This is a genomic window from Streptomyces sp. NPDC020996, assembly GCF_040641355.1.
GTDB lineage: Bacteria > Actinomycetota > Actinomycetes > Streptomycetales > Streptomycetaceae > Streptomyces.
In genome coordinates this window covers 13,122-39,650 of the sequence record NZ_JBFADM010000031.1, presented here as the reverse complement: position 1 = coordinate 39,650, position 26,529 = coordinate 13,122, and the positions used below count along the sequence as shown (strand labels likewise).

19 protein-coding genes are annotated in these 26,529 nt (G+C 71.9%); 10 read left to right on the top strand and 9 right to left on the bottom strand.

Features of this window, described 5'->3' with window-relative positions; genetic code table 11:
* Positions 1-4 precede the first annotated feature (4 nt).
* Both AB0G63_RS21455 and AB0G63_RS21450 read left to right on the top strand, forming a co-directional pair.
* On the top strand, positions 5-2,254 hold the full coding sequence (locus AB0G63_RS21455) for a bifunctional glycosyltransferase family 2 protein/CDP-glycerol:glycerophosphate glycerophosphotransferase (RefSeq protein ID WP_360752490.1): 2,250 nt from the start codon (positions 5-7) through the stop codon (positions 2,252-2,254).
* A 79-nt stretch (positions 2,255-2,333) separates the two neighbouring features.
* Positions 2,334-3,899, top strand: a complete 1,566-nt coding sequence (locus tag AB0G63_RS21450; RefSeq protein WP_360752487.1) for a hypothetical protein — start codon at positions 2,334-2,336, stop codon at positions 3,897-3,899.
* Between the two features lie 30 nt (positions 3,900-3,929).
* Here AB0G63_RS21450 and AB0G63_RS21445 read toward each other — a convergent pair whose 3' ends face one another.
* Positions 3,930-4,343, bottom strand: a complete 414-nt coding sequence (locus AB0G63_RS21445; protein ID WP_360752484.1) for an organic hydroperoxide resistance protein — start codon at positions 4,341-4,343, stop codon at positions 3,930-3,932.
* Between the two features lie 120 nt (positions 4,344-4,463).
* Between AB0G63_RS21445 and AB0G63_RS21440 the strand changes: the two genes are divergently transcribed.
* Entirely contained in the window at positions 4,464-4,979 is a 516-nt protein-coding gene (locus AB0G63_RS21440; RefSeq protein ID WP_360752481.1) for a MarR family transcriptional regulator, read from the top strand.
* Between the two features lie 31 nt (positions 4,980-5,010).
* Here the strand turns inward: AB0G63_RS21440 and AB0G63_RS21435 are convergent, their stop codons facing one another.
* On the bottom strand, positions 5,011-6,876 hold the full coding sequence (locus tag AB0G63_RS21435; protein ID WP_360752575.1) for a glycosyltransferase family 39 protein: 1,866 nt from the start codon (positions 6,874-6,876) through the stop codon (positions 5,011-5,013).
* Between the two features lie 260 nt (positions 6,877-7,136).
* Here AB0G63_RS21435 and galE point away from each other — a divergent pair, with 260 nt between their 5' ends.
* Positions 7,137-8,117, top strand: coding sequence for a UDP-glucose 4-epimerase GalE (gene galE / locus AB0G63_RS21430; protein WP_360752478.1), 981 nt, complete (start codon positions 7,137-7,139; stop codon positions 8,115-8,117).
* A 35-nt stretch (positions 8,118-8,152) separates the two neighbouring features.
* Here galE and AB0G63_RS21425 read toward each other — a convergent pair whose 3' ends face one another.
* Positions 8,153-8,779 (bottom strand): TetR/AcrR family transcriptional regulator, encoded by a 627-nt coding sequence (locus AB0G63_RS21425; RefSeq protein WP_360752475.1) that lies wholly within the window; start codon positions 8,777-8,779, stop codon positions 8,153-8,155.
* Positions 8,780-9,055: 276 nt separating this feature from the next.
* Between AB0G63_RS21425 and AB0G63_RS21420 the strand changes: the two genes are divergently transcribed.
* Entirely contained in the window at positions 9,056-9,970 is a 915-nt protein-coding gene (locus AB0G63_RS21420; RefSeq protein WP_360752473.1) for an ABC transporter permease, read from the top strand.
* Positions 9,963-10,817: an ABC transporter ATP-binding protein gene (locus tag AB0G63_RS21415; RefSeq protein ID WP_360752470.1), complete on the top strand. Its 855-nt coding sequence runs from the start codon at positions 9,963-9,965 to the stop codon at positions 10,815-10,817. The genes AB0G63_RS21420 and AB0G63_RS21415 overlap by 8 nt, the downstream gene beginning before the upstream one ends.
* A gap of 77 nt (positions 10,818-10,894) precedes the next feature.
* Here the strand turns inward: AB0G63_RS21415 and AB0G63_RS21410 are convergent, their stop codons facing one another.
* Complete coding sequence (locus AB0G63_RS21410; RefSeq protein WP_360752467.1) at positions 10,895-15,850, bottom strand: NAD-glutamate dehydrogenase; 4,956 nt, start codon at positions 15,848-15,850, stop codon at positions 10,895-10,897.
* Positions 15,851-16,359: 509 nt separating this feature from the next.
* Between AB0G63_RS21410 and AB0G63_RS21405 the strand changes: the two genes are divergently transcribed.
* Positions 16,360-16,926: a DJ-1/PfpI family protein gene (locus AB0G63_RS21405; protein ID WP_360752465.1), complete on the top strand. Its 567-nt coding sequence runs from the start codon at positions 16,360-16,362 to the stop codon at positions 16,924-16,926.
* A gap of 381 nt (positions 16,927-17,307) precedes the next feature.
* Here AB0G63_RS21405 and AB0G63_RS21400 read toward each other — a convergent pair whose 3' ends face one another.
* Both AB0G63_RS21400 and AB0G63_RS21395 read right to left on the bottom strand, forming a co-directional pair.
* On the bottom strand, positions 17,308-17,973 hold the full coding sequence (locus tag AB0G63_RS21400; RefSeq protein WP_360752462.1) for an HAD family hydrolase: 666 nt from the start codon (positions 17,971-17,973) through the stop codon (positions 17,308-17,310).
* 42 nt (positions 17,974-18,015) lie between these two features.
* A complete protein-coding gene (locus AB0G63_RS21395; RefSeq protein WP_360752460.1) occupies positions 18,016-18,528 on the bottom strand; it encodes a hypothetical protein in 513 nt (170 codons plus the stop codon).
* A gap of 333 nt (positions 18,529-18,861) precedes the next feature.
* On the opposite strand from AB0G63_RS21395, the gene AB0G63_RS21390 reads away from it, so the two are divergent.
* Positions 18,862-19,497: an Rv3235 family protein gene (locus tag AB0G63_RS21390; RefSeq protein WP_360752458.1), complete on the top strand. Its 636-nt coding sequence runs from the start codon at positions 18,862-18,864 to the stop codon at positions 19,495-19,497.
* A gap of 125 nt (positions 19,498-19,622) precedes the next feature.
* Here the strand turns inward: AB0G63_RS21390 and secA are convergent, their stop codons facing one another.
* Positions 19,623-22,436, bottom strand: a complete 2,814-nt coding sequence (gene secA, locus AB0G63_RS21385; RefSeq protein WP_360752455.1) for a preprotein translocase subunit SecA — start codon at positions 22,434-22,436, stop codon at positions 19,623-19,625.
* A gap of 279 nt (positions 22,437-22,715) precedes the next feature.
* Here secA and AB0G63_RS21380 point away from each other — a divergent pair, with 279 nt between their 5' ends.
* Entirely contained in the window at positions 22,716-23,285 is a 570-nt protein-coding gene (locus tag AB0G63_RS21380) for a GNAT family N-acetyltransferase (protein WP_360752453.1), read from the top strand.
* Positions 23,286-23,366: 81 nt separating this feature from the next.
* The gene (locus AB0G63_RS21375) at positions 23,367-24,551 is read left to right on the top strand and encodes a crosslink repair DNA glycosylase YcaQ family protein (RefSeq protein ID WP_360752451.1); all 1,185 of its coding nucleotides are present in this window, start codon (positions 23,367-23,369) and stop codon (positions 24,549-24,551) included.
* A gap of 30 nt (positions 24,552-24,581) precedes the next feature.
* Here AB0G63_RS21375 and AB0G63_RS21370 read toward each other — a convergent pair whose 3' ends face one another.
* Positions 24,582-25,328 carry a response regulator transcription factor gene (locus tag AB0G63_RS21370; RefSeq protein WP_360752448.1) on the bottom strand — a complete coding sequence of 249 codons (747 nt, stop codon included), beginning with the start codon at positions 25,326-25,328 and terminating at the stop codon, positions 24,582-24,584.
* 204 nt (positions 25,329-25,532) lie between these two features.
* Positions 25,533-26,225: a ribosome-associated translation inhibitor RaiA gene (gene raiA / locus AB0G63_RS21365; protein WP_360752445.1), complete on the bottom strand. Its 693-nt coding sequence runs from the start codon at positions 26,223-26,225 to the stop codon at positions 25,533-25,535.
* Positions 26,226-26,529 lie beyond the last annotated feature (304 nt).

The following is a 26,529-nucleotide window of genomic DNA, read 5'->3' as shown; positions in this document are numbered from 1 at the left end:
AGCCGTGCCCCGCTTCAGCATCATCGTCCCCGTCTTCAAGGTGCAGGGCTACCTGCGCGAGTGCCTCGACTCGGTGCTCGGGCAGTCGTACGGCGACTTCGAGGTGGTCGCCGTCGACGACCGCTCGCCCGACGGCTGCGGCGCGATCCTCGACGAGTACGTCGCGCGCGACCCGCGGGTGCGGGTGCTGCACCTGCCGGAGAACGTCGGTCTCGGCCGCGCCCGCAACGCCGGCCTGGAGCAGGCGGGCGGCGACTACGTCCTCTTCCTCGACAGCGACGACGCCTACACGCCGGGCCTGCTGGCCGCCGTCGCCGCCCGGCTGGAGTCGGCCGGCGACCCCGACATCCTGGTCTTCGACCACGTCCGCACGCACTGGTGGGGGCGCGGCGGGCGCAGCGACTCCGCCGCCCTGCTCCAGGCGGCGGGCCTGGACACCTTCAGCCTGCGCGAGAGCCCCGAGTACGTGCACCTGTTCCTGGTGGCCTGGAACAAGGCCTACCGGCGCGCGTTCTTCCAGGGGCACGGGCTGCGGTACGCGCCCGGCCTGTACGAGGACGCGCCGGTCACCTACCGGTCGATGGTCCTCGCGGACCGGATCGCCTGCCTGAACCGGATCGGCGTCGAGTACCGGCAGCGCCGGCAGGGCGCGATCACCAAGACGCCGGGGCTCCGCCACTTCGACATCTTCGCGCAGTACGAGGGCCTGTTCGCGTTCCTGGAGGAGCGCGCGGACCTGGCCTGGGCGCGGCCGCTGCTGTTCGAGCGGGCGCTGGACCACATGCTGTACGTGCTGGCCTGCGAGGACCGGGTGACGCCCGGTCACCGCGCCGACTTCCACCGCGAGATCCGGTCCTTCCACCGCCGTCACCTCCCGGCGGGCTTCACCCCGCCGGACGGACCGCGCGGCACCGAGATGCGGCTGCTGGCGTCGTCGCCCTACCCGGCGTACGCGGCGCTGCGGGGCGCGCGCGGGGCGCGCGCCCTCGCGGGGAAGGCGGCCCGGCGCACGGCGCGGACCGTCTCGGAGCGCTCCCAGCGGGTCCTGTACGGGGCCGGGTCGAGGCTCCCCCTCGACCCGCACCTGGCCGTCTACTCCTCCGGCCACCACCGGGGGGTGTCCGGCGACCCGGCGGCGATCCACGCCAAGGCCCGCGAACTGGCCCCGCACATCCGCGGGGTGTGGGTGGTGCGGGAGGACGCGGTGGACACCCTGCCGCCGGGCATCGAGCACGTGACGCCGGGGTCGGCGCGCTACCACGCGGTCATGGCGCGGGCCACGTACTGGGTGAACAACGTCAACTGGCCGGGCAGCCTGGTCAAGCGGCCCGGCAGCGTCCACATCCACACCCACCTGGGCACCCCGCTGAAGTTCATGGGCGCCGACCTGCTGGGCAAGCCCGGCGCCCGGCACGGTTTCAGCGTGCCGCAGATGCTGCGCCGCGCCGACCGCTGGGACTACAGCCTGGTCGCCAACCGCCACTCCGAGCTGGCGTGGGAACGGGCCTACCCCTGTCACTTCACCTCGCTGCGGACCGGCAGCCCGCGCAACGACGTCCTGGTGGAGCCCTCCGCGCGGCGCGGCCGTGCGGTCCGCGAGCGGCTCGGCATCCCCGACGGCGACACGGTGGTGCTGTACGCACCGACCCGGCGGGAGTACCGGCGCGGCGGCCATGTGGACCGGATCGACCTGGCCCGGTTCGCCGCCGATCTCGGCCCCGGCCACACCCTCGTGGTCCGGCTGCACCCCTCGCTCGCCGCCGGCATCGCGCGCGGCCTGGGCCTGGCCGACCTGCACCGGCGGGGCGTGCTGGTGGACGCGACGGACGAGCCGCACGTCGAGGATGTGATGCTCGCCTCAGACGTGCTGGTCACCGACTACTCGGCGCTGATGTTCGACTACGCCAACCTGGACCGGCCGATCGTGGTCCACGCCGACGACTGGGACGCCTACGTGGCGAGCCGGGGCGTCTACTTCGACGTCACGGCCGAGCCGCCGGGCCCGGTGTCGCGTTCCTACCGGGAGCTGGCGTGGCTGTTCGCGTCGGGCGGCTGGCGGGGCGAGGAGTCGGCGAAGCTGCGGGCGGCGTTCCGGGAGCGGTTCTGCGAGTTCGACGACGGCCGGGCCGCCGAGCGGGTGGTGCGGACGCTGATGCTGGGCGAGCCGATGCCCGGCCCGGAGCCCTGCCCCGTCGTCCCCGCCCCCGCCGCCGGGGACGGCCGGGAGGTTCCGACACACCGTCTCACCCGTTGAGGTGACGGACGGCCAAGGCGTCGCCTTCGGCGGGAAACATACGGCCCATGCCCAAGACCTTCGCCCGGCCGGCCGTCCTGTGAGCGCCGGCGTCCTCGTCCGCCGGACCCTGCGCGGCGCGACGGCGCTGCGCGTCGGCCGGCTCCGGCGGCCCAGCCCGTACCAGGTCTTCGGCGGCCTGTTCTGGCTGGTGATGACCCTGGCGTTCTGGCGGATCCCGCTGTGCTGCGACGCCGGCCAGCACGCGGCGGTCGTCGAGCGGCTGCGGGCCGACCTGCTGCACCCCGCCCACTCGATGGCGGACCTGCCGGGCACGGGCAGCCCGTACTACGGCCCGTACGCCGTCGCGCAGGGCGTGTTCGCCCGGCTGACGGGACTGTCCGGGTGGGAGGTCCTGCGGCTCGCGGGTCCGCTGCACCTGGCCGTGCTGCTGACCGGGGTCGGCCGTTTCGTGCGGGTGCTCACGCCCCGCCCGTGGGCGCCGGTGCTGGCGCTGCCCGCGATGACGCTGCTGTGGGGCACCGAGCGGATCCTGTGGAGCGGCTACCTGGGGCTGATGTCGATGACGACGAACATCAGCTATCCGTCGGCGTTCGCGATCGGGCTGACGTTCTGGGCGTGGGCGCTGACCGGCGGGCGCGCCTGCGAACGGGATGCGCCGGTCCGCTACGTCGGGCCGAGCGGTCTGGGCGGCTGGTGGGGCTACGCCGGGATCGGCGCCCTGTACGGCCTGATCCTGCTGATCCACCCGGTCACGGCCGTCTCCGCGGCGACCGGCGCGGTGGCGGTGGTGGCGGCGCGGCAGCGCGACTGGCGGTCGCCGGTCGCAGCCCGGTGGGCGCTGGCGGCCGCGTCGGCGCTGGCTCTCGCCCTGGTGTGGCCGTACTACGACGTGCTGTCGCTGAGCGGCGACACGGGCATGGACGGGATGCACCGGCGGCTGTACGAGCACCTGGCGGGCAACTCGTGGCTGGCGCTGATCGGGGCGCCCGCGCTGTGGTGGCGGGCCCGGCGGTCGGCGCGTGATCCGCTGGTGCTGATGTTCGCGCTGGGGTGCCTGGTGCTGGCGTACGGCTGGGTGAGCGGGCACTACACGTACGCGAGGGCGTTGTGGGCGGCACTGGTGCCGTTGCAGTTCGCGCTCGCGGTGGAACTGGCGGCGCCCCGGCCGTGGGGTTCGGTGCGGAAGGTGCTGGCGGCGACGGCGGTGGTGTGGGCGTGCGTGGGGTTCTTCACCGTGCACGCCGGCGCGGTGGTGCCGCGCGCGCTGGACCCCGTGGGGTTCGAGCAGCCGCCGCGCTGGCCGACGTACGGCTGGGCGGCCCGGTACATCGGGCGCGGCGAGGTGGTGCTCACCGACGACTACACCGCCTCGCACCTCATCGCCGGGTACGGTCCGAACCTCGCCGCGCCGATCTGGCCGGACCCCGCCCTGGACGAGCGGGAGCGCAGACGCCGCGGTGCCGACGTCCGCGCCTACTTCGCCCCCGACGCGACCCGCGCCCGGCGGGCCGCCCTGGTCCGCCGCTACCACGTGCGCTGGCTGCTGCTGACGCGCGGCCGGCCGGTGCCCGCGGAGGCGGTGGTGGTGGCGCGGAGCGCGCGGACCGGGGAGGTGCTGGCGCGGGTCGGGGCGGGGAACTGAGGGCGCGGCCCCTCAGGCGTCACTCGATCGTCACTCGATGACGAGGTCGACCTCGATGTTGCCGCGGGTGGCGTTGGAGTAGGGGCAGACCTGGTGGGCCTGCTCGACCAGCTTGCGGCCGGTCTCCTGGTCCAGGCCGTCGGGCAGTTCGACGCGCAGCGTCACCTGGAGGCCGAAGCCCTCGCCCTGCTTGCCGATGCCGACCTCGGCGGTGACGGCGGCGTCGGTGACGTCCACCTTGGCCTGGCGGCCGACGAGACCGAGGGCGCTGCCGAAACAGGCGGCGTAACCGGCGGCGAACAGCTGCTCGGGGTTGGTGCCCTGACCGTTGCCGCCCATCTCCACCGGGATCGACAGCGGAAGGTCGATCTTGCCGTCGGAACTGACGGCGCGGCCTTCGCGGCCGTGGGTGGCGGTGGCGACGGCGGTGTAGAGCGCGTCCATGGAAGACCATCCCTCTCGAGTCACGTACCGGCGGCTCGCTGCGGCCGCCTCACGACCACAAGTAGAGCACGCAATTCAATTGCGCGCAACTAAATGGCGAGGAGGGCTATCCTCGTGAGCATGGCCACCACTCCCGCCACCACTCCCGCCACCGACTGGCTCCGCCTCGACCAGCAGGTCTGCTTCTCCCTGCACGCCGCCTCGCGCGCCTTCAACGGCGTCTACCGCGTGGTCCTCAAGGACCTCGGGCTCACCTACCCGCAGTACCTGGTGATGATGGTGCTGTGGGAGCACGGCGAACTGCCCGTGAAGCGGCTGGGCGAACACCTGCGCCTCGACTCCGGCACCCTGTCCCCGCTGCTCAAGCGCCTGGAGGCGGCCGGTCTCGTGGTGCGGGAGCGCAGCGCGCGCGACGAGCGCTCGGTGGAGGTGCGGCTGACCGGCGAGGGGGCCGCGCTGCGCGAGCGCGCGCTGGAGGTGCCGCGCCGGATCGCGGCGTCCACCGGCCTCGACCTCGACGAGATCGGCGACCTGCGCGCCCGCCTGGACCGGCTCACCTCCGCGCTGGACACGGCCGCGGCGCAGGGGGCGCCGGCCGCGCAGGGGGAGCAGGGGGCGCAGGCGGAACGCTGGTAGCGCCGGCGGCGCCGGTGGCGGCGGCGGCTGTTCACGTGCCTGGCGTGGCTGTCGTGCCCGGGGTGGCTGTCGTGCCCGACGTGGGCGTCGTGCCCGGCGTGGCTGCCGTGCCCGGCGTGGCTCCCGGCGTCGCGGTCGTGCCCGGCGTGGCTGTCGTGCCCGGCGTGGCTCCCGGCGTGGCTGTCGTGTCCGGCGTCGCTGTCGTCTCCGGCGTGGCTGTGGTGGCGGGGCGGCGCACGTAGAGGCGGAGGGTGACCCGGCCGCGGACGTACTGGACCTGGGGCTCGAACTGCTCGCCGACCAGCGCGAGCTTGGCGCGCTCGGTCGGGTCGCCCGGGTCGGCGGGCGTCTGCAGCAGACGCGTCTCGGCGAGCACCCAGACACGGTCCGCCGAGGCGAGGCGTTGGCGCAGTTGCTCGGGCGTGGTCTCGCGCCCGCTCAGCGTCCCGGACCTGGGCCCGGACTCCAGCAGGGCGATGTCGCGAGCCCCGCTGAAGTCCTGCGGGTACGCCAGCGCCGTCAGCCGCCAGACCGACGGCACGAACAGCACCGGGTCGCCGGGGCGGATCTCACGGGCGGCGACGGCGCCGACGGCGGCGAGGTTCTCGGGACGGTGCGCGGCGGACCGGTCGTACCGGTACAGGGGCAGGTGGTGCACGAAGACGACGGCGACCACCAGAACCCCGGCCAGGGCGACCCGCGACCGCACGGGCGCGCGCGACACGGGCATGCGCGGCTGCGCGGACGGCGGCGGCCCGGCCGCACCCGGGCGCGCGGACGGCGGCGACGTGGGCGATGGCGACGCGCCTGTGGCCGGCGTAGCGCCCGTGCCCGGACGCGGGGACGACGGCTGCGCCGTCGCGCGCACCGTGCGCGGGGGGTACGCCGGAGGTGGCGGGTACGGCGCGCGCGCCGGGCTCGGCGGGGACGCCGGGGACTGTGCATGCGTCGGGGACGGCGGATGCACCGGGGACGGGTGACGCGGCCGTGGGCGCACCAGGGCCCGCGCGCACCGGTCGGCGCCCGCGGCCACCAGCAGCGACGCGCCCGCCAGCGCGTACAGCACGTACCGCTCGTGGTAAAGGGGCCGTACCTGGGAGAGGACCATCAGGACGCCCGGCGGCACCACCAGCAACGGACCCGCGACCGCTCCCGTCCGGCCCGCGCCCAGCCCCGCCGCCATCAGCAGCACCGCCGCCCAGAACACCGGGCCCTGCGGGGCGACGGCGAAGTCCCGCAGCAGCTGCCCCGCCTGCTCCCAGCCCGGCGCCACCAGCCACGACACCTGGGCCGACTGCCGCCGCGACACCCACACCAGCGGCAACACGACCAGCCCGGCCGCGCCGGCCGCGCGCCCCCAGCCGGCCCACACCCGCCCCGGCGCCCGCAGCAGCGCCAGCGTCACGGCGTGCGCGCACAGGGCCAGCACGGCCAGCTCGTGCAGCAGACAGGTCACGGCCACGACGGTTCCGTACGGCCACCACCGCGGCGGCCGCTCCTCCAGCGCCCGCACCAGCAGCAGCGTCGCCGCCGCCACGCCCGCCGCGACGAGCGCGTACGAGCGTCCCTCCTGCGCGTAGTGGCCGGTCAGCGGGGTGACCGCGTACAGCAGACCGGCCCACAGCCCGACCCGCGGGCGGGCAAGCCGGACGCCGAGGGCCGCGACCAGGCCGGCCGCCGCGGCCGCCCCGCACACGGACGGCAGACGCAGCACGACCTCGTCGGGACGGACGGCCAGGACGGCGTGCATCAACAGGTAGTACAGGCCGTGCACCGCGTCCATGCCGTGCAGGAACCGCCAGATCTGCGGCACCGAACGCTGCCCGACCAGGAAGGTGACGCCCTCGTCACCCCATATGCCGCCGCGGTCCAGGCCCCACAGCCCGATGGCGAGCATCACGGCCGTGGGCACCGCCACCGCCACGACGTCCGCCCGCACCCGCCACCGGCCCGCCCGCTCCGCGCCCACGCCGTCCCGATTGTCCTGGATGTTCCGATTGTCCACGCAGCCGATTGTGTGCCGCGGGCGGGCGGCTGCCGGAGATTGACGGTCCGATGGCACCCGTACGCCGGAAAGCCGGTGCGGCTCAACGCACCCGGCGGCCTGCTTCACTGATACGCGGCACACGAGGGCGGGAAAGAGGGAGACGGCCGCACATGACCTGGCTGATCACCGGCGGCGCCGGTTACATCGGGGCGCACGTCGTACGGGCGATGGCCGGGGCGCGCGGCGGCGCCGTGGTCTACGACGACCTGTCGACGGGCGACGCGGCGCGCGTGCCGGAGGGTGTGCCGCTGGTCGTGGGCTCGACCCTGGACGCCGAGCGCGTGGCGCGCGCCCTCGCCGACCACACGGTGACCGGCGTCGTCCACCTCGCGGCGAAGAAGCAGGTGGGCGAGTCGGTGGCGCGGCCCCTGCACTACTACCGGGAGAACGTCGAGGGCCTGCGCGTCCTGCTGGAGGCGGTCACGGCGGCCGGCGTCCCCTCCTTCGTCTTCTCGTCCTCCGCCGCGGTCTACGGCATGCCGGACGTGGAGCTGGTCACCGAGGACACGCCCTGCGCGCCCCTTTCGCCGTACGGCGAGACCAAGCTGGCCGGGGAGTGGCTGGTGCGGGCGACGGGCCGCGCGACCGGCCTGTCCACCGCCTGCCTGCGCTACTTCAACGTGGCGGGCGCGGCCACCCCGCAGCTGGCGGACACCGGCGTCCACAACCTGATCCCGATGGTGTTCGACAAGCTCACCCAGGACGCGCCGCCGCACATCTTCGGCGACGACTATCCGACCCCCGACGGCACGTGCGTCCGCGACTACATCCACGTGGTGGACGTGGCCGAGGCCCACGTGGCCGCCGCCCGCGCCCTGTCGGCGTCGCCGGGCCGCGACCTCACCCTCAACATCGGCCGCGGCGAGGGCGTCTCCGTCCGCGAGATGATCGACCGCATCAACGCCGTCACCGGCCACGACCGCCCCCCGACGGTGGCCCCGCGCCGCCCCGGCGACCCGGCCCGCGTCGTCGCCTCCGCCGCCCGCGCCACCACCGAACTGGCCTGGAAGGCCAAGCACGACGTCCAGGACATGATCACCTCGGCCTGGGCGGGCTGGCTGCGCCTGCACCCGGAGGCGGCGCGGCATTGAGGGTCAGGCGGCGGCCCCGCACAGGCCGCCGCCCCTCACAGAGCCTTGAGGGCCTGCGCGGTGGCCCGGGCCAGGGCGTCCAGGTATCCCTTCGGCAGCCTGGGGCTGCGGATCACCACCGAGCGCCAGTAGAGGGGGCCCGAGATCAGGTCGAGCGCCAGGTCCTCGTCGAAGTCCGGGCCCATCTCGCCCCGTTGCGCCGCCGCCCGGACGATCTTGCTGGCGACGCCCTCCTGTCCCTCGCGCAGCGCCTTCTGCATCGCCTCGGCGATGTCGGGGTTGCGGGCGGCCTCCGCCTGGAGGTCGGGGATGATCTGCGAGGCCACGGGGTGGCGCAGGGCGCGGGAGGTGACCTCGTACAGCAGGCGCAGGTCGCCCTCCAGGGTGCCGGTGTCGGGCACCGGCAGTCCCTGCACCGCGAGCGCCGAGACGACGTCGAGCACCAGGTGCAGCTTGGAGCGCCAGCGGCGGTACACGGCCGTCTTGCCGACGCCCGCACGGCGCGCGATCCCCTCGATGGACATCCGCGCGTAGCCGACGGCCGCGAGCTCCTCGAAGACGGCCGCCCGGATGGCTTCCGTCACATCCTCCCGGAGCACGGCCGCTCCGGCGGGGGCCCGGCGGCGCGTCCCCGTCCGGGGTTCGTCGGCGTTCGTCGTCATGCGACCAGCATAGAGCGTTGCGACGATACGGTCCCGTCCCCACGTGCCACGTCACGACGATACGGTCCCGTCCTCACGCAGGACGTGACGACGAAACGGTTGCGTCCCGACGCCACTCGGCCTACGCTCACGTTGCGACGATACGGTCCCGTCCCGACGTAAGAGAACGTGAAGAGAAGCGTAAGGAAACGCCGGGTGACGGGACACGGCGTCCGCGGTACCACCGCACGGCAACCCCCGGCGCAACCCCCCTCCCCCCGAGCGAAAGCAGCGGATGTGAGCCAGGTCCTCCACACACCGCCCCCGACGTCGGCCCCCGCCGACGGCGACCTCGCGGCCCTCGCCGCCCGCCACGGCCTCTCGGTCAGCGGCGCCCGCCCCTCGCTGCCCGACTACGTCCGCCAGCTGTGGGCCCGGCGCCACTTCATCGCCGCCTTCTCGACCGCCAAGCTCACCTCCCAGTACAGCCAGGCGAAGCTGGGCCAGGTCTGGCAGGTGATGACCCCGCTGCTGAACGCGGCGGTCTACTACCTGATCTTCGGCATCCTGCTGGGCACCAAGCGGGGCGTGCCGGACTACGTCCCGTTCCTGGTGACCGGCGTGTTCGTGTGGACGTTCACGCAGAGTTCGATCCTGTCGGGCACCCGCGCGATCTCCGGCAACCTCGGCCTCGTCCGCGCGCTGCACTTCCCGCGGGCCGCGCTGCCGATCTCCTTCTGCCTGCAGCAGCTCCAGCAGCTGCTGTTCTCGATGTGCGCCCTGGTGGTGATCCTGCTGTTCTTCGGCGTGCCGGTCGCCGCCTCCTGGGTGCTCGCGGTCCCGGCGCTGCTGCTGCAGTTCACGTTCAACGCCGGCATGGCGATGATCATGGCCCGGATGGGGGCGAAGACGCCGGACATCGCGCAGCTGATGCCGTTCGTCCTGCGCACCTGGATGTACGTCTCGGGCGTCATGTGGAGCATCGACAAGCTGACCAGCCGCGACCACATGCCGCACGCGGTGACCGTCGCGCTGCAGGCCAACCCGGCCGCCGTCTACATCGACCTGATGCGCTTCGCCCTGATCGACAGCTTCCACTCGAGCCAGCTGCCGCCGCACGTGTGGCTGATCGCGCTGGGCTGGGCCCTGCTCGCCGGGGTCGGCGGCTTCATCTACTTCTGGAAGGCTGAGGAGACCTACGGCCGTGGCTGAGCACACCGTCAAGACCGTCCCCACCGTCGTGGCCGACGGCGTCGACATCGTCTACCGCGTCAACGGCACCGGCGCCGGACGCGGCTCCGCGACCGCCGCCCTCAACCGCATGCTGCGCCGCAAGCAGACCGAGAAGGCGTCCGGCGTGCGCAGGGTGCACGCGGTCAGGAACGTGTCCTTCGTCGCCTACCGCGGCGAGGCGATCGGCCTGATCGGCACCAACGGCTCCGGCAAGTCGACCCTGCTCAAGGCCGTCGCCGGCCTGCTCCCGGTGGAGAACGGCCGCATCTTCACCGACGGCCAGCCCTCCCTCCTCGGCGTCAACGCGGCGCTGATGAACGACCTGACCGGCGAGCGCAACGTCTTCCTCGGCGGCCTCGCCATGGGCATGTCCCGCGAGCAGGTCAAGGAGCGCTACCAGGAGATCGTCGACTTCTCCGGCATCAACGACAAGGGCGACTTCATCACCCTGCCGATGCGCACCTACTCCTCCGGCATGGCGGCCCGGCTCCGCTTCTCCATCGCCGCCGCCAAGGACCACGACGTGCTGCTCATCGACGAGGCGCTGGCCACCGGCGACGCGGCCTTCCGCAAGCGTTCCGAGGCGCGGATCCGCGCGCTGCGCGAGCAGGCGGGCACCGTCTTCCTGGTCAGCCACAACAACAAGTCCATCCGCGACACCTGCGACCGCGTGCTGTGGCTGGAGCGCGGCGAGCTGCGCATGGACGGCCCGACCGAGGACGTCATGAAGGAGTACGAGGCCTTCACCGGCGACAAGAGCGACAAGACGGCGGCGAAGAAGGCCAAGCCCAAGCCGAAGGCGCCGCAGACCACCGTGCCGGCCTGACACCTGCCCCGGCACGCCGAAGCGCCCCCGGACCGCTGTGACGCCGCGGTCCGGGGGCGCTTCGGCGTACCCGCCGCCTACGAGTGCGTGCGCAGCAGCGTCCGCATCGTGCGCATCGCCACCGACAGGTTGGCGAGGTCGAACGTCTCCGAGCCGCGGATCTCCTCCAGCGTGGTGCGCGCCCGTCCCAGGATCGCCGCGTTCTTCTCCTCCCAGGCCACGAAGCGCTGCTCGGGAGTCGAGGTGCCGTTGCCGACGGCGAGCACGTCCGCGGTCAGGGCCGCGTGGGCCGCGTACAGGTCCTCACGGATGGACGCACGGGCCATGGACTGCCAGCGGTCGGCGCGCGGCAGCTCAATGATGCGGTCCATGAGCCGGGTGATGTGCAGACGGTCGGCGAGGTCGTAGTACACGTCGGCGACGTCCAGCGGCTCCTTGCCCATGCGGTCGGCCACCGAGACGATGTCCAGCGCCGGGAAGGCGGAGGAGAACCCGGCCACGCGGGTGGCCAGTTCGTCCGGGACGCCGGCGCCGGTCAGCTCGTCGTAGATCTGCTGCCACCAGTCCAGGTCCACGCCGCGCAGCAGCTTCGGCAGCTGCTGCCACACCTGCTCGACGCGTTCGGCGAAGAAGTCGACCGTCTCGGCGAGCTGCAGCGGCTGCGGCCGGTTGTTCAGCAGCCAGCGCGTGCCGCGCTCGACCAGACGGCGCGAGTGCAGGCGGATGCGGGTCTGGACGACCGCCTCGACCCGGTTGTCCAGGGACTCCACCGCGTCCCACACCGGCGCCGAGAGGAAGATCGCGCGGGCCACGGTCTGCGCCCGGACGATCTCCTCCAGGGAGGCGCCGGTCTCCTCGCGCAGCCGGTGCAGATACGTCGTACCGCCCGTGTTGACCGTGTCGTTGACCAGCACGGTGGTGGTGATCTCACGGCGCAGCGGGTGACCGTCGATGCGGTCGGTGAACTGCTCGCGCAGCGCGGTCGGGAAGTAGGCGTGCAGCAGGCCGCGCAGGTAGGGGTCGTCCGGCAGCGAGGTCTGCAGCAGCTCCTCCGCGACCGTGATCTTCGTGTACGCCAGCAGGACGGCGGTCTCCGGGCCGGTCAGGCCCTGTCCGGAGCCGAGGCGTTCGCGGATCTGCCGGTCGGTCGGCAGGAACTCCAGCGCCCGGTCGAGGTGGCCCTCGCGCACCAGGTGCCGCAGGTAGCGCTGCTGGGCGTGGAGCATGTCCTTGGACTGGGCGAGCGCGTTGGCGATGGCCGTGTTCTGCGCGTAGTTGTTGCGCAGGACCAGGCCGCCGACCTCGTCGGTCATCTCGGCGAGCAGCTTGTTGCGCTGCTTGACGGTCATGTCGCCGTCCGTGACCAGGCCGTTGAGCAGGATCTTGATGTTCACCTCGTGGTCGGAGGTGTCCACGCCCGCGCTGTTGTCGATGGCGTCGGTGTTGATCTTGCCGCCGTGCAGGGCGAACTCGATCCGGCCGAGCTGGGTCAGGCCCAGGTTGCCTCCCTCGCCGACGACCTTGACCTGGAGGTCGGCGCCGTCCACGCGGATCGCGTCGTTGGCCTTGTCGCCGACGTCGGCGTGCGTCTCGGTGGACGCCTTGACGTACGTGCCGATGCCGCCGTTCCACAGCAGGTCCACCGGCGCCTTGAGGATGGCCTTCATCAGGTCGGCCGGGGTCATCTTGGTGACCTTGCCCTCGATGCCGAGGGCCTCGCGGATGTGGCCGCCGATCGGGATGGCCTTGGCGGTGCGCGGGAACACGCCGCCGCCGGCGGAGATGAGCGCGGTGTCGTAGTCGGCCCAGCTGGAGCGCGGGAGCTCGAAGAGGCGGCGGCGTTCGGCGTAGGAGGTGGCAGCGTCCGGCTCGGGGTCGATGAAGATGTGCCGGTGGTCGAAGGCGGCCACCAGGCGGATGTGCTCGCTCAGCAGCATGCCGTTGCCGAACACGTCGCCGGACATGTCGCCGATGCCGACGACCGTGAAGTCCTCGGTCTGCGTGTCGACGCCGAGCTCGCGGAAGTGCCGCTTGACCGACTCCCAGGCGCCGCGGGCCGTGATGCCCATGCCCTTGTGGTCGTAGCCGGCGGAGCCGCCGGAGGCGAAGGCGTCGCCGAGCCAGAAGTTGTACTGCTGGGCGACCTCGTTGGCGATGTCGGAGAACGTCGCCGTGCCCTTGTCGGCGGCGACGACGAGGTAGGTGTCGTCCTCGTCGTGCCGGACGACGTCCTGCGGCGGGACCACCTCTCCGGCGACCATGTTGTCGGTGATGTCGAGCAGCGCCGAGATGAAGGTCTTGTAGCTGGCGATGCCCTCGGCCAGCCACGCGTCCCGGTCGACGCCCGGGTCGGGCAGCTGCTTGGCGACGAAGCCGCCCTTGGCGCCGACGGGCACGATGACGGTGTTCTTCACCATCTGCGCCTTGACCAGGCCGAGGATCTCGGTGCGGAAGTCCTCACGCCGGTCGGACCAGCGCAGACCGCCTCGGGCGACCTTGCCGAAGCGCAGGTGAACGCCCTCGACACGCGGCGAGTACACCCAGATCTCGAACGCCGGGCGCGGTGCCGGCAGGTCGGGGATCGCCTGCGGGTCGAACTTCATGGAGACGTAGTCGTGCGGCTTGCCGCCGGTCGCCCGCTGGAAGAAGTTCGTCCTGAGGGTCGCCTTGATGACGGTCAGGAAGGAACGCAGGATGCGGTCCTCGTCGAGGCTGGCGACCTGGTCGAGGGCTGCGTCGACCTCCTCCAGGAGGGCGTCGACGATCTCGAGCCCGGCGCGCTGCCGGTCCGGCGACATCCGCGCCTCGAACAGGGAGACCAGCAGCCGGGTGGTGTGGACGTTGTTACGGAGGGTGTCCTCCATGTAGTCCTGGCTGAAGGTGGACCCGGCCTGCCGCAGGTACTTCGCGTACGCCCGCAGCACCATCGCCTGCCGCCAGGTCAGGCCGGCGCTCAGCACGAGGGCGTTGAAGCCGTCGTTCTCCGCCCGGCCGGTCCAGGCGGCGGCGAAGGCCTCCTGGAAGCGCCCGCGGGCGTCGTCGCCGAGGTAGTCGGCGCTGCCGGTCTGCGCCTTGGGCATGCGCAGGCCGAAGTCGTAGATCCACGCGACACTGCGGTCGGAGCAGCGCAGTTCGTACGGCCGCTCGTCGATCACCTCGACGCCGAGCTGGCTGAGCACCGGCAGCACCGCGGACAGGGAGATGGCGCCGCCCTTGCGGTAGATCTTGAACCGGCGCTCGTCGGGGGCGGCGCCCACCGGCTCGTAGAGGCTGAGCGCGAAGTCCTTGCCGCCCTTGTCGTGCGAGTCGCTGAGCTGCTCGATGTTGACCAGGTCGGCGACCGCGGCGCGCGGGGTGTGGTCGGCCTTGTAGCCCTCGGGGAAGGCGTTGTGGTAGCGGCGCAGCAGCTCGGCCGCCCGCTCCTCGCCCAGCTCGGCGGTGAGCGCCTCGGCGAAGCCGTCGGCCCAGGAGCGGGCGGCCTCGACCAGGCGGGCCTCGATGCGCTCCCGGTCGGCGTCGGACAGCTCCGGCAGCTCGGTGCCCGGCGGGACGCGGACGACGAAGTGCAGCCGGGACAGGATCGACTCGGTGTTCCAGGCGGTGAAGTCGACGCTGATGCCGCCCAGCTCCTCCTTCAGGATGTCGATGATCCGCAGGCGCACGCCGGTGGTGTAGCGGTCGCGGGGGAGGTAGACGAGGGCGGAGTAGTAGCGGCCGTACTCGTCCTGGCGCAGGTACAGGCGCAGCCGCCGGCGCTCCTGCAGGTACAGGACGGAGGTGACGATGGACTGCAGCTCGTCGGCCGGGGTCTGGAAGAGCTCGTCGCGCGGGTACGTCTCCAGGATCTGCAGCAGGTCGCGGCCGTCATGGCTGTTGGGCGAGAAGCCGGCGCGCTGCAGGACGTCCTCGACCTTGCGGCGGATGACCGGGACCCGGCGCACCGACTCCGTGTACGCGGCGGAGGAGAACAGTCCCAGGAAGCGGCGCTCGCCGATCACGTTGCCGTCCGCGTCGAACTTCTTGACGCCGATGTAGTCCAGGTAAGACGGCCGGTGCACGGTGGCACGGCTGTTGGCCTTGGTGAGGACGAGGAGCTTGTGCTCGCGGGCCTTGGCGCGCGCGTCGGCGGGCAGCCGCTCGAAGGACGGGCTGACCGGGTGCTCCTCGTCGCCGGAGTGGTGCGGGTCGGATCGCAGTATGCCGAGTCCGGTGCCGGGCACGGCGGCCAGCGAGTCGTCGTCGCGCAGCTGGTACTCGCGGTAGCCGAGGAAGGTGAAGTGGTCGGCGGCCAGCCAGCGCAGCAGCTCGCGGGCCTCCTCGACCTGCGATGCGGGAAGGTCGCCGGGGAACGGCTCGTCCGGCATCCCGTCGGCGATGCGGATCGCGCAGTCCCGCATCTTCTCCCAGTCCTCGACGGCCTCGCGGACGTCGGACAGCACGCGCAGCAGGTCGGAGGTGATCTGCTTGAGGTCGGAGCGGTCGGTCTCGCGGTCGATCTCGACGTGGATCCAGGACTCGGTGTGCGCGTCGTGCGGCAGGGGCTCCTTCGGCGGCGTGGTGAGCACCTCGATGAGCTTGCCGGTGACGTCGCGGCGGACGACGAACTGCGGGTGGATCACCACGTGGATGCCGCGGTTCTGCCGGGTGAGCTCGTTGGTGACGGAGTCGACGAGGAAGGGCATGTCGTCGGTGACCACCTCGACGACGGAGTGGCTGCAGGTCCAGCCGTTCTCCTCGACGGTCGGGGTGTGCACCCGCACGCTGGCCGTGCCCTGGGGGCGGTTCTCGGCCAGCCGGTAGTGCGAGAAGGCGGCCCCGAAGACGTCGACCGGGTCACGGTCGGCGAGGTCCTCCGGGGCGGTGTGCAGGTAGTAGCGCTGGAGGAACGCGAGCACGGTCTCACTGTCCGGGGTGCCCGGAGTGCCCTGTTCCGTCGTCCCGGTCGGTAGGTGCCCCCCGACCGGGCTGTTCTCAGCTACCCGAGCGGCCCTCTCGAGCAGCTCGGCCTTGGCTTCGTCCAGCTTGGTCTGCATTGTCCTCTGGCTCCTGTCGCGCGCCGTTGCGTGACGTAGAAGGAAGTACGGTCTCTTCCCCGGTGACGTGACGCCGCGACGCGGGGTGTCCGGTCTGCTCCGACGCTATGCCGCACGGTGAGATGAGCGGGGGGATATGAGTCAATGTTGAGGTTCCCGACGGGTGTGACGCTGCTCTCTGCCGCGTCGCTTCCCGGGATGTGCGCGGCGCCCTGGGGACTGTCGCACCCCCGTCCCGCCCGCGCGGACCAGCGGGCGCCGCCCGGCCACGGATGTCGTCCGTGGGCGCCGGGCGCAGGGCAGGGGCGACGTTGCCCCCGCGAGCTATCGCGCTGATCACGCCACCAGGCTATCGCTCATCACAGGGGGGTCGTCATGAGCCGTATGTGTACAAAACCTGGGGTGGAAGTTTGACGTTCTGCACAGGGCGAAGGCGACCGAGACGGCGTATTCGGCGCAATCATGCGTGCCCTCTTGGCAATCGCGCCCGTCGGGGGCAGGTTGCCGACATGACAGCCAAAATCCTGATCGTCACCGGAGACGCGGCGGAGTCCCTGGAAGTCCTGTACCCCTACCAGCGGCTGCGCGAGGAGGGCTACGAGGTCCACATCGCGGCCCCCACCCGCAAGAAGCTGCAGTTCGTCGTCCACGACTTCGAGCCCGGCTTCGACACCTACACCGAGAAGCCCGGGTACACCTGGCCCGCCGACCTCGCCTTCGCCGACGTCGAGCCCGGCCGGTACGCGGCCCTGGTCATCCCGGGCGGGCGGGCTCCGGAGTACCTGCGCAACGATCCCGAACTGCGCAAGATCCTCAAGTCGTTCTTCGACGCGGACAAGCCCGTCGCGCAGATCTGCCACGGTCCCCTGCTGACCGCGGCGGTGGACGGCCTGCGGGGCCGGCGTGTCACGGCGTACCCCGCGCTGGAGCCGGACATGCAGGCCGCCGGTGCCACCTTCCAGGACGCCGAGGCGGTCGTCGACGGCACGCTGGTCTCCTCGCGTGCGTGGCCGGACCACTCCGCCTGGATGCGGGAGTTCCTCACGGTACTGCGCGCGAAGGCGCCGGTGACCTGATCCCGCCGTCGCACGCGCGTACGTGCGTTGGGGCGTAGGGGCGTGCATGCGTAGGGGCATGCGTGGGGGCGTGAGGGCGTGGGTGCGTACGTACGTGGGTGCGTACGTGTACGTGCGACGGGCGCGGGGTGGCCGGAACGGCGCGTGCGCCGCCGAGGCGCGACCGGTCGAATGCGCGGCCGCGCGCGCCGGGGCGCGGGGTGCCGGAGACGCGACGCGTCCGCCGGACGCGGCACTCACCCCGGAGGCCGCAGGCCCGCCGGAAGCCCGCCGCAGGCCCGCCGGACGCCGCGGGCTCGCCGGACGCGGCAGGTCCTCCAGGCACGGCACGCCCCGGCGGGCCTGCCGTGTTCCTGCCGCAGCGCGGCGCGGCAGGCGGGCTCACGCCGCCAGCCGTGCCGCCTCCGCGACCGCCTCGGCCAGCGTGTCGACCACCGGCGCGCCCGCCGCCTCGAGGCTGGTCCGGCCGTGCGAGCCGCCGGTGTAGAGCACGGCCTGCGCTCCCACGTGCCGCGCGGCCAGCGCGTCGTCGGCGGCGTCCCCGATCACCACCGTGCGAGCGGGGTCCACACCGGTGAGCGAGGCGAGGTGGCGCACCATGTGCTCGGCCTTGCTGCCTCCGGACGGACCGGTCCGCCCGTCCACCCGTACGAAGTGCGCCTCGATCCCGAATCCCCTTACCAGCGGGACGAGTTCGTCGTGCACGTACATGCTGAGCAGGGACTGGCTGCGGCCCGCCGACCGCCACCCGGCGAGCAGGTCCACCACGCCCTCGGTGAGGCCGCACCGCACCCGGTGCTCGGCGTAGTACCGGTGGAAGACCTCGTCCATGACCTCCCACTCGGCGTCGGTCGGCAGCCGCCCCATCAGCCGCTCGTAGAACTTCGGCACCGGCACGCAGTACAGCTCGCGGTACTGCTCGATCGTGATCGGCTCGAGGCCCAGCTCGGCGAACGCCGCGTTCGTCGCGCCGATGATCGCTTCGTTGTCGTGGAACAGCGTGCCGTTCCAGTCCCAGACGATGTGCGCCCCAGTGTGCTTCCCCATGCAGAAAACCTACCCGCCGCCACTGACAGTCAAGGGGCGACCTCAGCCGAGGCCCACCAGGTTGGGGATCTCCTGCGTGGCGTACCACAGCAGCTCGTGGTCCTCGGCCCCGTCCACCACGAACTGGGCGTCGTCGTCCCCGTCGTCCGCCGCCGGCAACGCCTCGGCCGCGGCGGCCACGTCCGCCTCCGCGTCGTCGGCGTCGACGTGCACCGACGCCGCCTTCGCCAGCGGAACGGCGCGGGCGACCCGCACCTCGCCGAGCGCCGCCGGATCCAGTCCCCGGTCGGGGTCGGCGGAGGCGGTGCCGTCGGGCACGTCGACGGCCACCACGACCCGGCGCCGCGGCGCCGCCGGCTCGGCCGCGAGCAGGCGCAGCGAGGCGAGCGCGGCCCGGTTCAGTGCCGCGTACTCCAGCTCCTCGATGTCGTCGGAGAGGTACCACTCGCGCAGCGCCGGCGTGACGGCGTAGGCGGCGAGGGGCGCGGTCCCCAGCTCGCCCGTCCTGTACGCCTCGGCGAGACCGGGGAGGGTGAGAGGGACGTAGACGCGCATGGGCGGCCGCTTCTTTCGTGGTCGGTGGCTCGTGCTCCGCTGGAGTCCCGAGGGCGCACCCGCGTCCCCGGAGGGCCTTCAGGATACGTGCGGCGGTCCCCTTTCGAGTTCCCCCGCAGCCGCCCGCAGGCGTCAACTCCCGTCCCGGAATTCACCCGGTCCGCCCCCGTGGCGACGGGCCCGGACAGCCCCCGGTCACCCTGATAGGTGAACTTTTCCGCCGCCCCGACGCGTGGTCCGGGTTCCTTGCCCCTGCCGTCCCCGGAGCCGTACAAGAGCCCCACCGCCAAGTTACCTCCCGGTATCGCCCGGGCCCGTGGAACGGGGACACGCATGCACAAGGTCATGACCAGGGCACAGCACCGCCCGGGCGCCCGCCCGCCGGGCCGCCACGACTCCCGCCGCCCCGGTGGCGCCCCGCCCCGGGCGCCGGGCGGCGGTCCGGCCCGCACCGCGCCCGGGGACGGCCGCCCGCCCGGAGCGCGCGGCAGCGGTCCCGCCGCGGCCTGCGGTCCTGCCGACGCCCGCCCCGCGCCGGGCCCCGGCAGGACCACGGACGGCACCGCGGCCCGCGCCCGCGCCGGCACCCCTGGTACGGCCCCGGCCCCCGCACCGGCGGCGCCGCCCCGCCCCACGGATGTCTTCGCCGACCGTCTCCTCGCCGTCCTGAGCGGCCAGCGGCCGGTCCACTGGATGCTCCGGCACACCGCGGGCCGCGCCTACGACGAACTGGCCCGGCTCGCCGAGCGCGGCCCGCTGCGCACCCGCCGCGCCCGGCCCGTCGTCCGCGACATCGGCTACTTCGTCCCCCGCCCGGGCGCCATCGAGGCCTTCGCCCGCATCGGCGCCGGGGACCAGCTGCGGGCCCTGGCCTTCCGCCTGGAACAGGGCCCCGACCTGCGCTGGCGCTGCACAGCGGTGGAGATGGGTGGCCCGCGCCCGGCGCGGGCCACCGCCGACGACCGCTGACCGCTGACGCCTGACCGACGACCTCTGACGACACACGCCGAGTGCCCCGCCCGCACACGCCGGAGGGCCGGACCACCCCACAGGGTGACCCGGCCCTCCGAACCGCTACGGCGTGGCGGGAACCGTCACTTCTTGCGGCGACGGCCGCCCCGGGCCTGCTTGCGCCGCTCCGCGCGCGTGAGGCCGTCGGCCTCGGAGCGCACGGGCTCGTCGTCGCCGGCGAAGTCGCCCTCGATGGTGCCGCCCTCGCCGTCCACCGTGGGCGCGGAGAAGTGCAGGTTGCGGCGGAGCGGGGCGTCCAGGCCCTTGGCCCGGATCTCCGGGCGCCCGCCGGTCTGCGCCGGCACCGCGTCCTGCTTCTGCATGTCGACCGGCGCCGCGTCCTCGACCGGGACCTCCTCGACCTGCTGCTCGACCTGGACCTCCAGGTTGAACAGGTAGCCGACGGACTCCTCCTTGATGCCCTCCATCATGGCCTGGAACATGTCGAAGCCCTCGCGCTGGTACTCGACCAGGGGGTCCTTCTGCGCCATCGCGCGCAGGCCGATGCCCTCCTGGAGGTAGTCCATCTCGTAGAGGTGCTCGCGCCACTTGCGGTCCAGGACCGACAGCACGACCCGGCGCTCCAGCTCGCGCATGATCTCGGAGCCGAGCTGCGCCTCGCGCGCCTCGTACTGCTCGTGGATGTCGTCCTTGATGGACTCGGAGATGAACTCCGCGGTCAGGCCCGCCCGGTCGCCCGCCGCCTCCTCGAGCTCCTCCACGGTGACCTTCACCGGGTAGAGCTGCTTGAACGCGCCCCACAGCCGGTCCAGGTCCCAGTCCTCCGGGAAGCCCTCGGCGGTCTCCGCGGCGATGTAGGCGTCGATCGTGTCGTCCATGAAGTGCTGTACCTGCTCGTGCAGGTCCTCGCCCTCCAGGACGCGGCGCCGCTCGCCGTAGATGACCTCGCGCTGGCGGTTGAGGACCTCGTCGTACTTCAGGACGTTCTTACGGGTCTCGAAGTTCTGCTGCTCCACCTGCGACTGCGCGGACGCGATCGCGCGCGTGACCATCTTGTTCTCGATCGGCACGTCGTCCGGCACGTTCGCCATGGACATCACGCGCTCGACCATCTGGGCCTTGAACAGGCGCATCAGGTCGTCACCCAGCGACAGGTAGAAGCGGGACTCGCCCGGGTCGCCCTGACGGCCGGAACGACCGCGCAGCTGGTTGTCGATACGGCGCGACTCGTGCCGCTCGGTGCCGAGCACGTACAGACCGCCGAGCGACTCGACCTCTTCCTTCTCGGCCTTGACGGCCGCCTCGGCGCGCTCCAGGGCGGCCGGCAGCGCCGCGGCCCACTCCTCGATGTGCTCCTCGGGGTCGAGGCCGCGCTGGCGCAGCTCCGCCTCGGCGAGGTCCTCGGGGTTGCCGCCGAGCTTGATGTCCGTACCACGGCCGGCCATGTTGGTGGCGACCGTCACGGCGCCCTTGCGGCCGGCCTGCGCCACGATCTGCGCCTCACGCTCGTGGTGCTTGGCGTTCAGCACCTCGTGCTGGATGCCGCGCTTGCTGAGCTGCTGCGAGAGGTACTCCGACTTCTCGACGGACGTCGTGCCGACGAGGATCGGCTGACCCTTCTCGTGCTTCTCCGCGATGTCGTCGACGACCGCCTCGAACTTGGCGACCTCGGTGCGGTAGATCAGGTCCGACTGGTCCTTGCGGATCATCGGCTTGTTGGTCGGGATCGGGACCACGCCGAGCTTGTAGATCTGGTGGAACTCGGCGGCCTCGGTCATCGCCGTACCGGTCATGCCGGAGAGCTTGTCGTAGAGGCGGAAGAAGTTCTGCAGGGTGATCGTGGCGAGCGTCTGGTTCTCGTCCTTGATGTCCACCCCTTCCTTCGCCTCGATCGCCTGGTGCATGCCCTCGTTGTAACGGCGGCCGGCGAGGATACGGCCGGTGTGCTCGTCGACGATCATGACCTCGCCGTCGATGACGACGTAGTCCTTGTCCTTCTTGAACAGTTCCTTGGCCTTGATGGCGTTGTTCAGGTAGCCCACCAGCGGCGTGTTCACCGACTCGTACAGGTTGTCGATGCCCAGCCAGTCCTCGACCTTGCTGACGCCGGACTCGTGGATGGCGACCGTGCGCTTCTTCTCGTCGACGTCGTAGTCGCCGGTCTCCTCGAGGCCCTTGAGCGGGTTGCCGGCCTCGCCCTTCTTCAGCCGCGTGACCAGCTTGGCGAAGTCGCCGTACCACTTGGTGGCCTGGTCGGCCGGGCCGGAGATGATCAGCGGCGTACGGGCCTCGTCGACGAGGATGGAGTCGACCTCGTCGACGATGGCGAAGTTGTGGCCGCGCTGGACGAGCTCGTCCTTGGACCAGGCCATGTTGTCGCGCAGGTAGTCGAAGCCGAACTCGTTGTTCGTGCCGTAGGTGATGTCGCACAGGTACTGCTCGCGGCGCTGGGCCGGCGTCATGTTGGCGAGGATGCAACCGACCGTCAGGCCCAGGAACTTGTGGACGCGGCCCATCATCTCGGAGTCGCGCTCGGCCAGGTAGTCGTTGACCGTGATGAGGTGGACGCCGTCACCCGAGAGGGCGTTCAGATACGCGGGCAGCGTGCCGACCAGGGTCTTGCCCTCACCGGTCTTCATCTCGGCGACGTAGCCGAGGTGCAGGGCCGCGCCGCCCATCAGCTGCACGTCGTAGTGCCGCTGGCCGAGGACCCGCTTGGCGGCCTCGCGGACCGTGGCGAACGCCTCGGGCAGCAGGTCGTCGAGGCTCTCGCCGTCGGCGTACCGCTGCTTGTACTCATCGGTGAGGGCCCGCAGCTCGGCGTCGGAGAGGTCGACGAAGTCCTCTTCGATGGAGTTGACCTGGTCCGCGATGCGGTGCAGCTTGCGCAGGATCTTGCCTTCGCCTGCACGCATGATCTTCGAGAGGACGGACACGGGGGTTGGTCTCCTTGCCGGTCGGGCCTGGGACGGTCGGTTTCCATTTGACTTACTGAGCAACGGCCATCGTATGCGAGGACACGGCCGGGCCGGGAGGCCTGCCACCACGACGACCGGCCGCCGCTCGGCGCACTGATTCAAATCTTCTTCAAAGGGGACAACGGCCGGACCTCGCGGATGGTGCCGCGCCACGCCGAAGAATTGCGCGAATTGTGATCACCCGCTCACGGATGGAAATGGATGGCGTCCTCGCCGGCCGCGCCGCAGAATCGGCCGATGGAACCCGTGACGCTCACGACGCCCCGACTCCTCCTGCGCACCGTCGGCCCGCAGGACGCCGACGCCGTGTACGCCGCGGCGCAGGACCCGGACATCCAGCGCTGGACCACCGTCCCCTCCCCCTACCTGCCCGAGCACGCGCGCAGCTTCACCCGGCAGATGGCGCCCGACGGCTGGGCGAACGGCTCCATGTTCACCTTCGGCGCCTTCCTGCCCGACGGCGCCCTGACCGGCATGCTCGGCATCACGATGCGCTCCATGGGCGTGGGCGAGATCGGTTTCTGGGCCGCCAAGGAACACCGCGGCAACGGCTACGTCACCGAGGCCGTCCTCGCCGCCTCCCGCTGGGCCTTCACCCGCCTGTCGGTCGGCCGCGTGGAATGGCGGGCGGAGGTCGGCAACGCCGCCTCCCTGGCGGTGGCGCGGCGCGCGGGCTTCACCATCGAGGGCACCCTGCGTTCCGCCGTCGACAACAAGGGGGTGCGACGCGACTGCTGGGTGGGCTCCCTGCTCCCGTCGGACCTGGGCCTGCCGTCCACCGCCCCCTATGTTCCGGCGCCGTCCTAGCCGCCCTGGCACGGTTCCGGCACGTCGCCGGAAGCCGCAGCTCACGCCGGACTGTCAGTGCCGGCCCCTATCGTGCCGACCATGACGACCCCGCGTCCCTCCATCGACCTGTCGGCCGACGAGGCCCGCCGCATCGCCCTGCGCGCCCAGGGCCTCCTCGGCACGCCCGACCGCAGAGCCGGCGTCCGCGGCATCCTGCGCCGCCTGGGCGCGGTCCAGCTGGACACGATCTCCGTCCTGGCCCGCTCCCACGAACTCATCCCCTACGCCCGCCTCGGCGCGGTGGGCCGCAGGACGGTCGAGGACGCCTACTGGGCCGCGCCCACCGTGCAGGCGCACTCCTTCGAGTACTGGTCGCACGCGGCGTGCATACTCCCCGTCGAGGAGTGGCCGCACTTCGCCTTCCGCCGTCGCGCCTACCGCGCTCGCCCGCACTGGAACCACGCCCTCCCGGACGGCGCCTACGACCGGGTGATCAAGCAGTTGAGCGCCGAAGGCCCGCTGACGGCCACCGAGTTGGGCGGCGCGAAGCGGACCAGCGAGTGGTGGGACTGGTCCGGCTCCAAGGTCGCCGTCGAGCGTGCGCTGATGTACGGCGAGGTGGTGTGTGTGCGCCGCCGCGGCTGGAAGCGGGTGTACGACCTCGCCGAGCGCGCGATCCCCGGCCCGCTGCTGCACGACGGTCTGGACGACGCGGAGTGCCTGCGCCGCCTGGTCCGCCTGGCGGGTCAGTCCCTCGGGGTCGGCACCCGCGCGGACATCGCCGACTACCACCGCCTCAAGGGCGAGCAGGTCGACGCGGTGATCGCGGACTCGGGCCTGGTACCGGTCACGGTCGAGGGCTGGTCCAAGCCGGCCTGGGCCGACCCCGCGGCCCTCGGGACACCCCCGCGCGGCCGCCACCGCACCACGCTGCTGTCCCCCTTCGACTCCCTGATCTGGGAACGGGCGCGCACGGAACGGATCTTCGGCTTCACCCACCGCCTGGAGGCCTACGTCCCCAAGCCGAAGCGGGTGTACGGCTACTTCGCGATGCCGGTGCTCGCCGGCGGCCGCCTGGTCGGCCGGGTGGACCCCGCCCGCGAGGGCCGCACGCTGGTGGCCAGGCAGGTCACCGTGGACGGCGCCAAGGCGGTTCCGGCGGTGGCGCAGGCCCTGGTGGAGGCGGCGGGCTGGGTGGAGTGCACGGACGTGCGTGTCGAGCGGGTGGACGCGGCGCACCTGCGCGAGCCCCTGGTGACGGAACTCGCCCGCCTGCTGGCCTGATCCGCTCGCCCGCCCGCTCGCCTGCTTCTGCTAGCGGATCTCGAGGATCTTCTCCCGCATCGCGTACACCACGGCCTCCATCCTGGAGTGCAGCTGCAGCTTCTCCAGGATGTTGCGCACGTGGTTCTTCACGGTGTTCTCGGAGATGAACAACTCCTTGGCGATGTCACGGTTGTTCATGCCCGTGGCGACGAGTTTGAGGACTTCCAGTTCGCGGTCGGTCAGCCGCGGCGCGGGCACGAGCCGGCGCTCGTCGGTGCGCTGGATCATCGACTTGAACTCGGTGAGCAGCTTCGACGCCATGGACGGGCTGATCTGCGACTGCCCGTCGGCCACCGCCCGGATGGCGGTGGCCACCTCGTCCGTGGAGATCTCCTTGAGGAGATAGCCGGTCGCGCCCGCCTTGATCGCGTCGTAGAGGTCGGCTTCCTCGTCGCTGATCGTCAGCATGATGATCTTGGCGCTGGGGGCCACCTCCTTGATCGAGGTGCAGGCCTCGATCCCGCCCCGCTTGGGCATGCGGACGTCCATCAGCACGATGTCCGGCAGCAGGTCGGCGGCCTTGTCGACGGCCTCCGCGCCGTCTCCCGCCTCGCCGACGACCTGGATGTCCTCCTCGGCGGCGAGCACGATCTCCAGGCCGCGGCGGAACAGGGCGTGGTCGTCCACGACAAGGACTCTGATCGGCTCCTTGCGTGAGGTGCCCGCGTCCGGGCCCATGCCGATGACGCCGTCGTCGGCATCCTCGTCATGCATCGGTCCGAAGCTGTCCGCCATCGTTCCTCCCCCTGAAGGCTGTGGCCTGTGGTCCTGTGCCATCGCCAACCCAAGGCAACGGCCCACCCGTTGGGCCGTTGTCGCCATGATTCCATGCCTGGGCGGCAACGCGGTGACGGAGCGGGGCGCGAAGTGGTCGCACGCGGGTGCCCCTGGGGGCGCACACGCGCTCCAGGGGCACCGGTTCACCGCTCGACCGCGCGGTCACTCACCCACGGTGCCGCCCGCGCCGGGGATTTGCGCCTGGGCGACCATCGGGTCGGTGCTGAGGTGGATGACGCCGTAGTCATAGGCATGCCGCCGGTAGACGACACTCGGTTCCTTGGTCTCGGAGTCGACGAACAGATAGAAGTCGTGGCCGACCAGTTCCATCTCGTAGAGGGCCTGGTCGAGCGTCATCGGTGAGGCAACGTGAGTCTTCTCGCGTACGACGAGGGGTCCTTCCCCCTTCACTTCCAGCGAGCCGATCTTCTTCGTGGGCACACCGTCCGACTCCTCCTCGTAGACGGTGCCGCCGTTCCCGTTGAGCGTCGCCGCGTCCGGGACGTGATCGGGGACCTCGGCTGCCGAGATCCTGCGTGCGCCACGGCGCGAGAACCGCTTGTCGTGCTGCTTGCGCAGCCGGGCGTCCAGCTTCTCCGCGGCCAGGTCGAGGGCTGCGTACGGATCGCTGGCCGCCGCCTCCGCCCGGATCACCGGACCGCGGGAGCGGAGCGTGATCTCCACCCGGTCGCAGCGGTCGGCCTGTCGGGGGTTCGGCTCCTTGGACACCTCGACGTCGAGGCTGATCACCTTGGCATCGAGCCTCTGGATCTTCTCCAGCTTCAGCTTCTCGGCCACGTGCTTGCGGAACCGCTCGGGCACCTCGGTCTTGCGGCCCTTGACGACGATGTCCACGCAGAACTCCGTTCCCGGATTGCTCCGCTTCGGCGGCGGAGCATCTCCCTTGTGCACCAGATTCCGGTGAGTTCCGGAATCTCGGACTCGGTGACTTCCACCTCCTCCTCCCCCATGGGCAAGATCCCCACCCCACCGGCACGGGTGATGGTGCAAATCCCGCAGCGCGGCATTCGCTCAGGAGGGGTATGGCCTGGGCCTTTCCCTCACAACTGAACATATCTCGCCCGGACGGATGTCGTCACCCTCTACTGCGCCGTACCTCCGTTCCGGTGATTTGATGCTCTCGTTGCCTGCAACGACG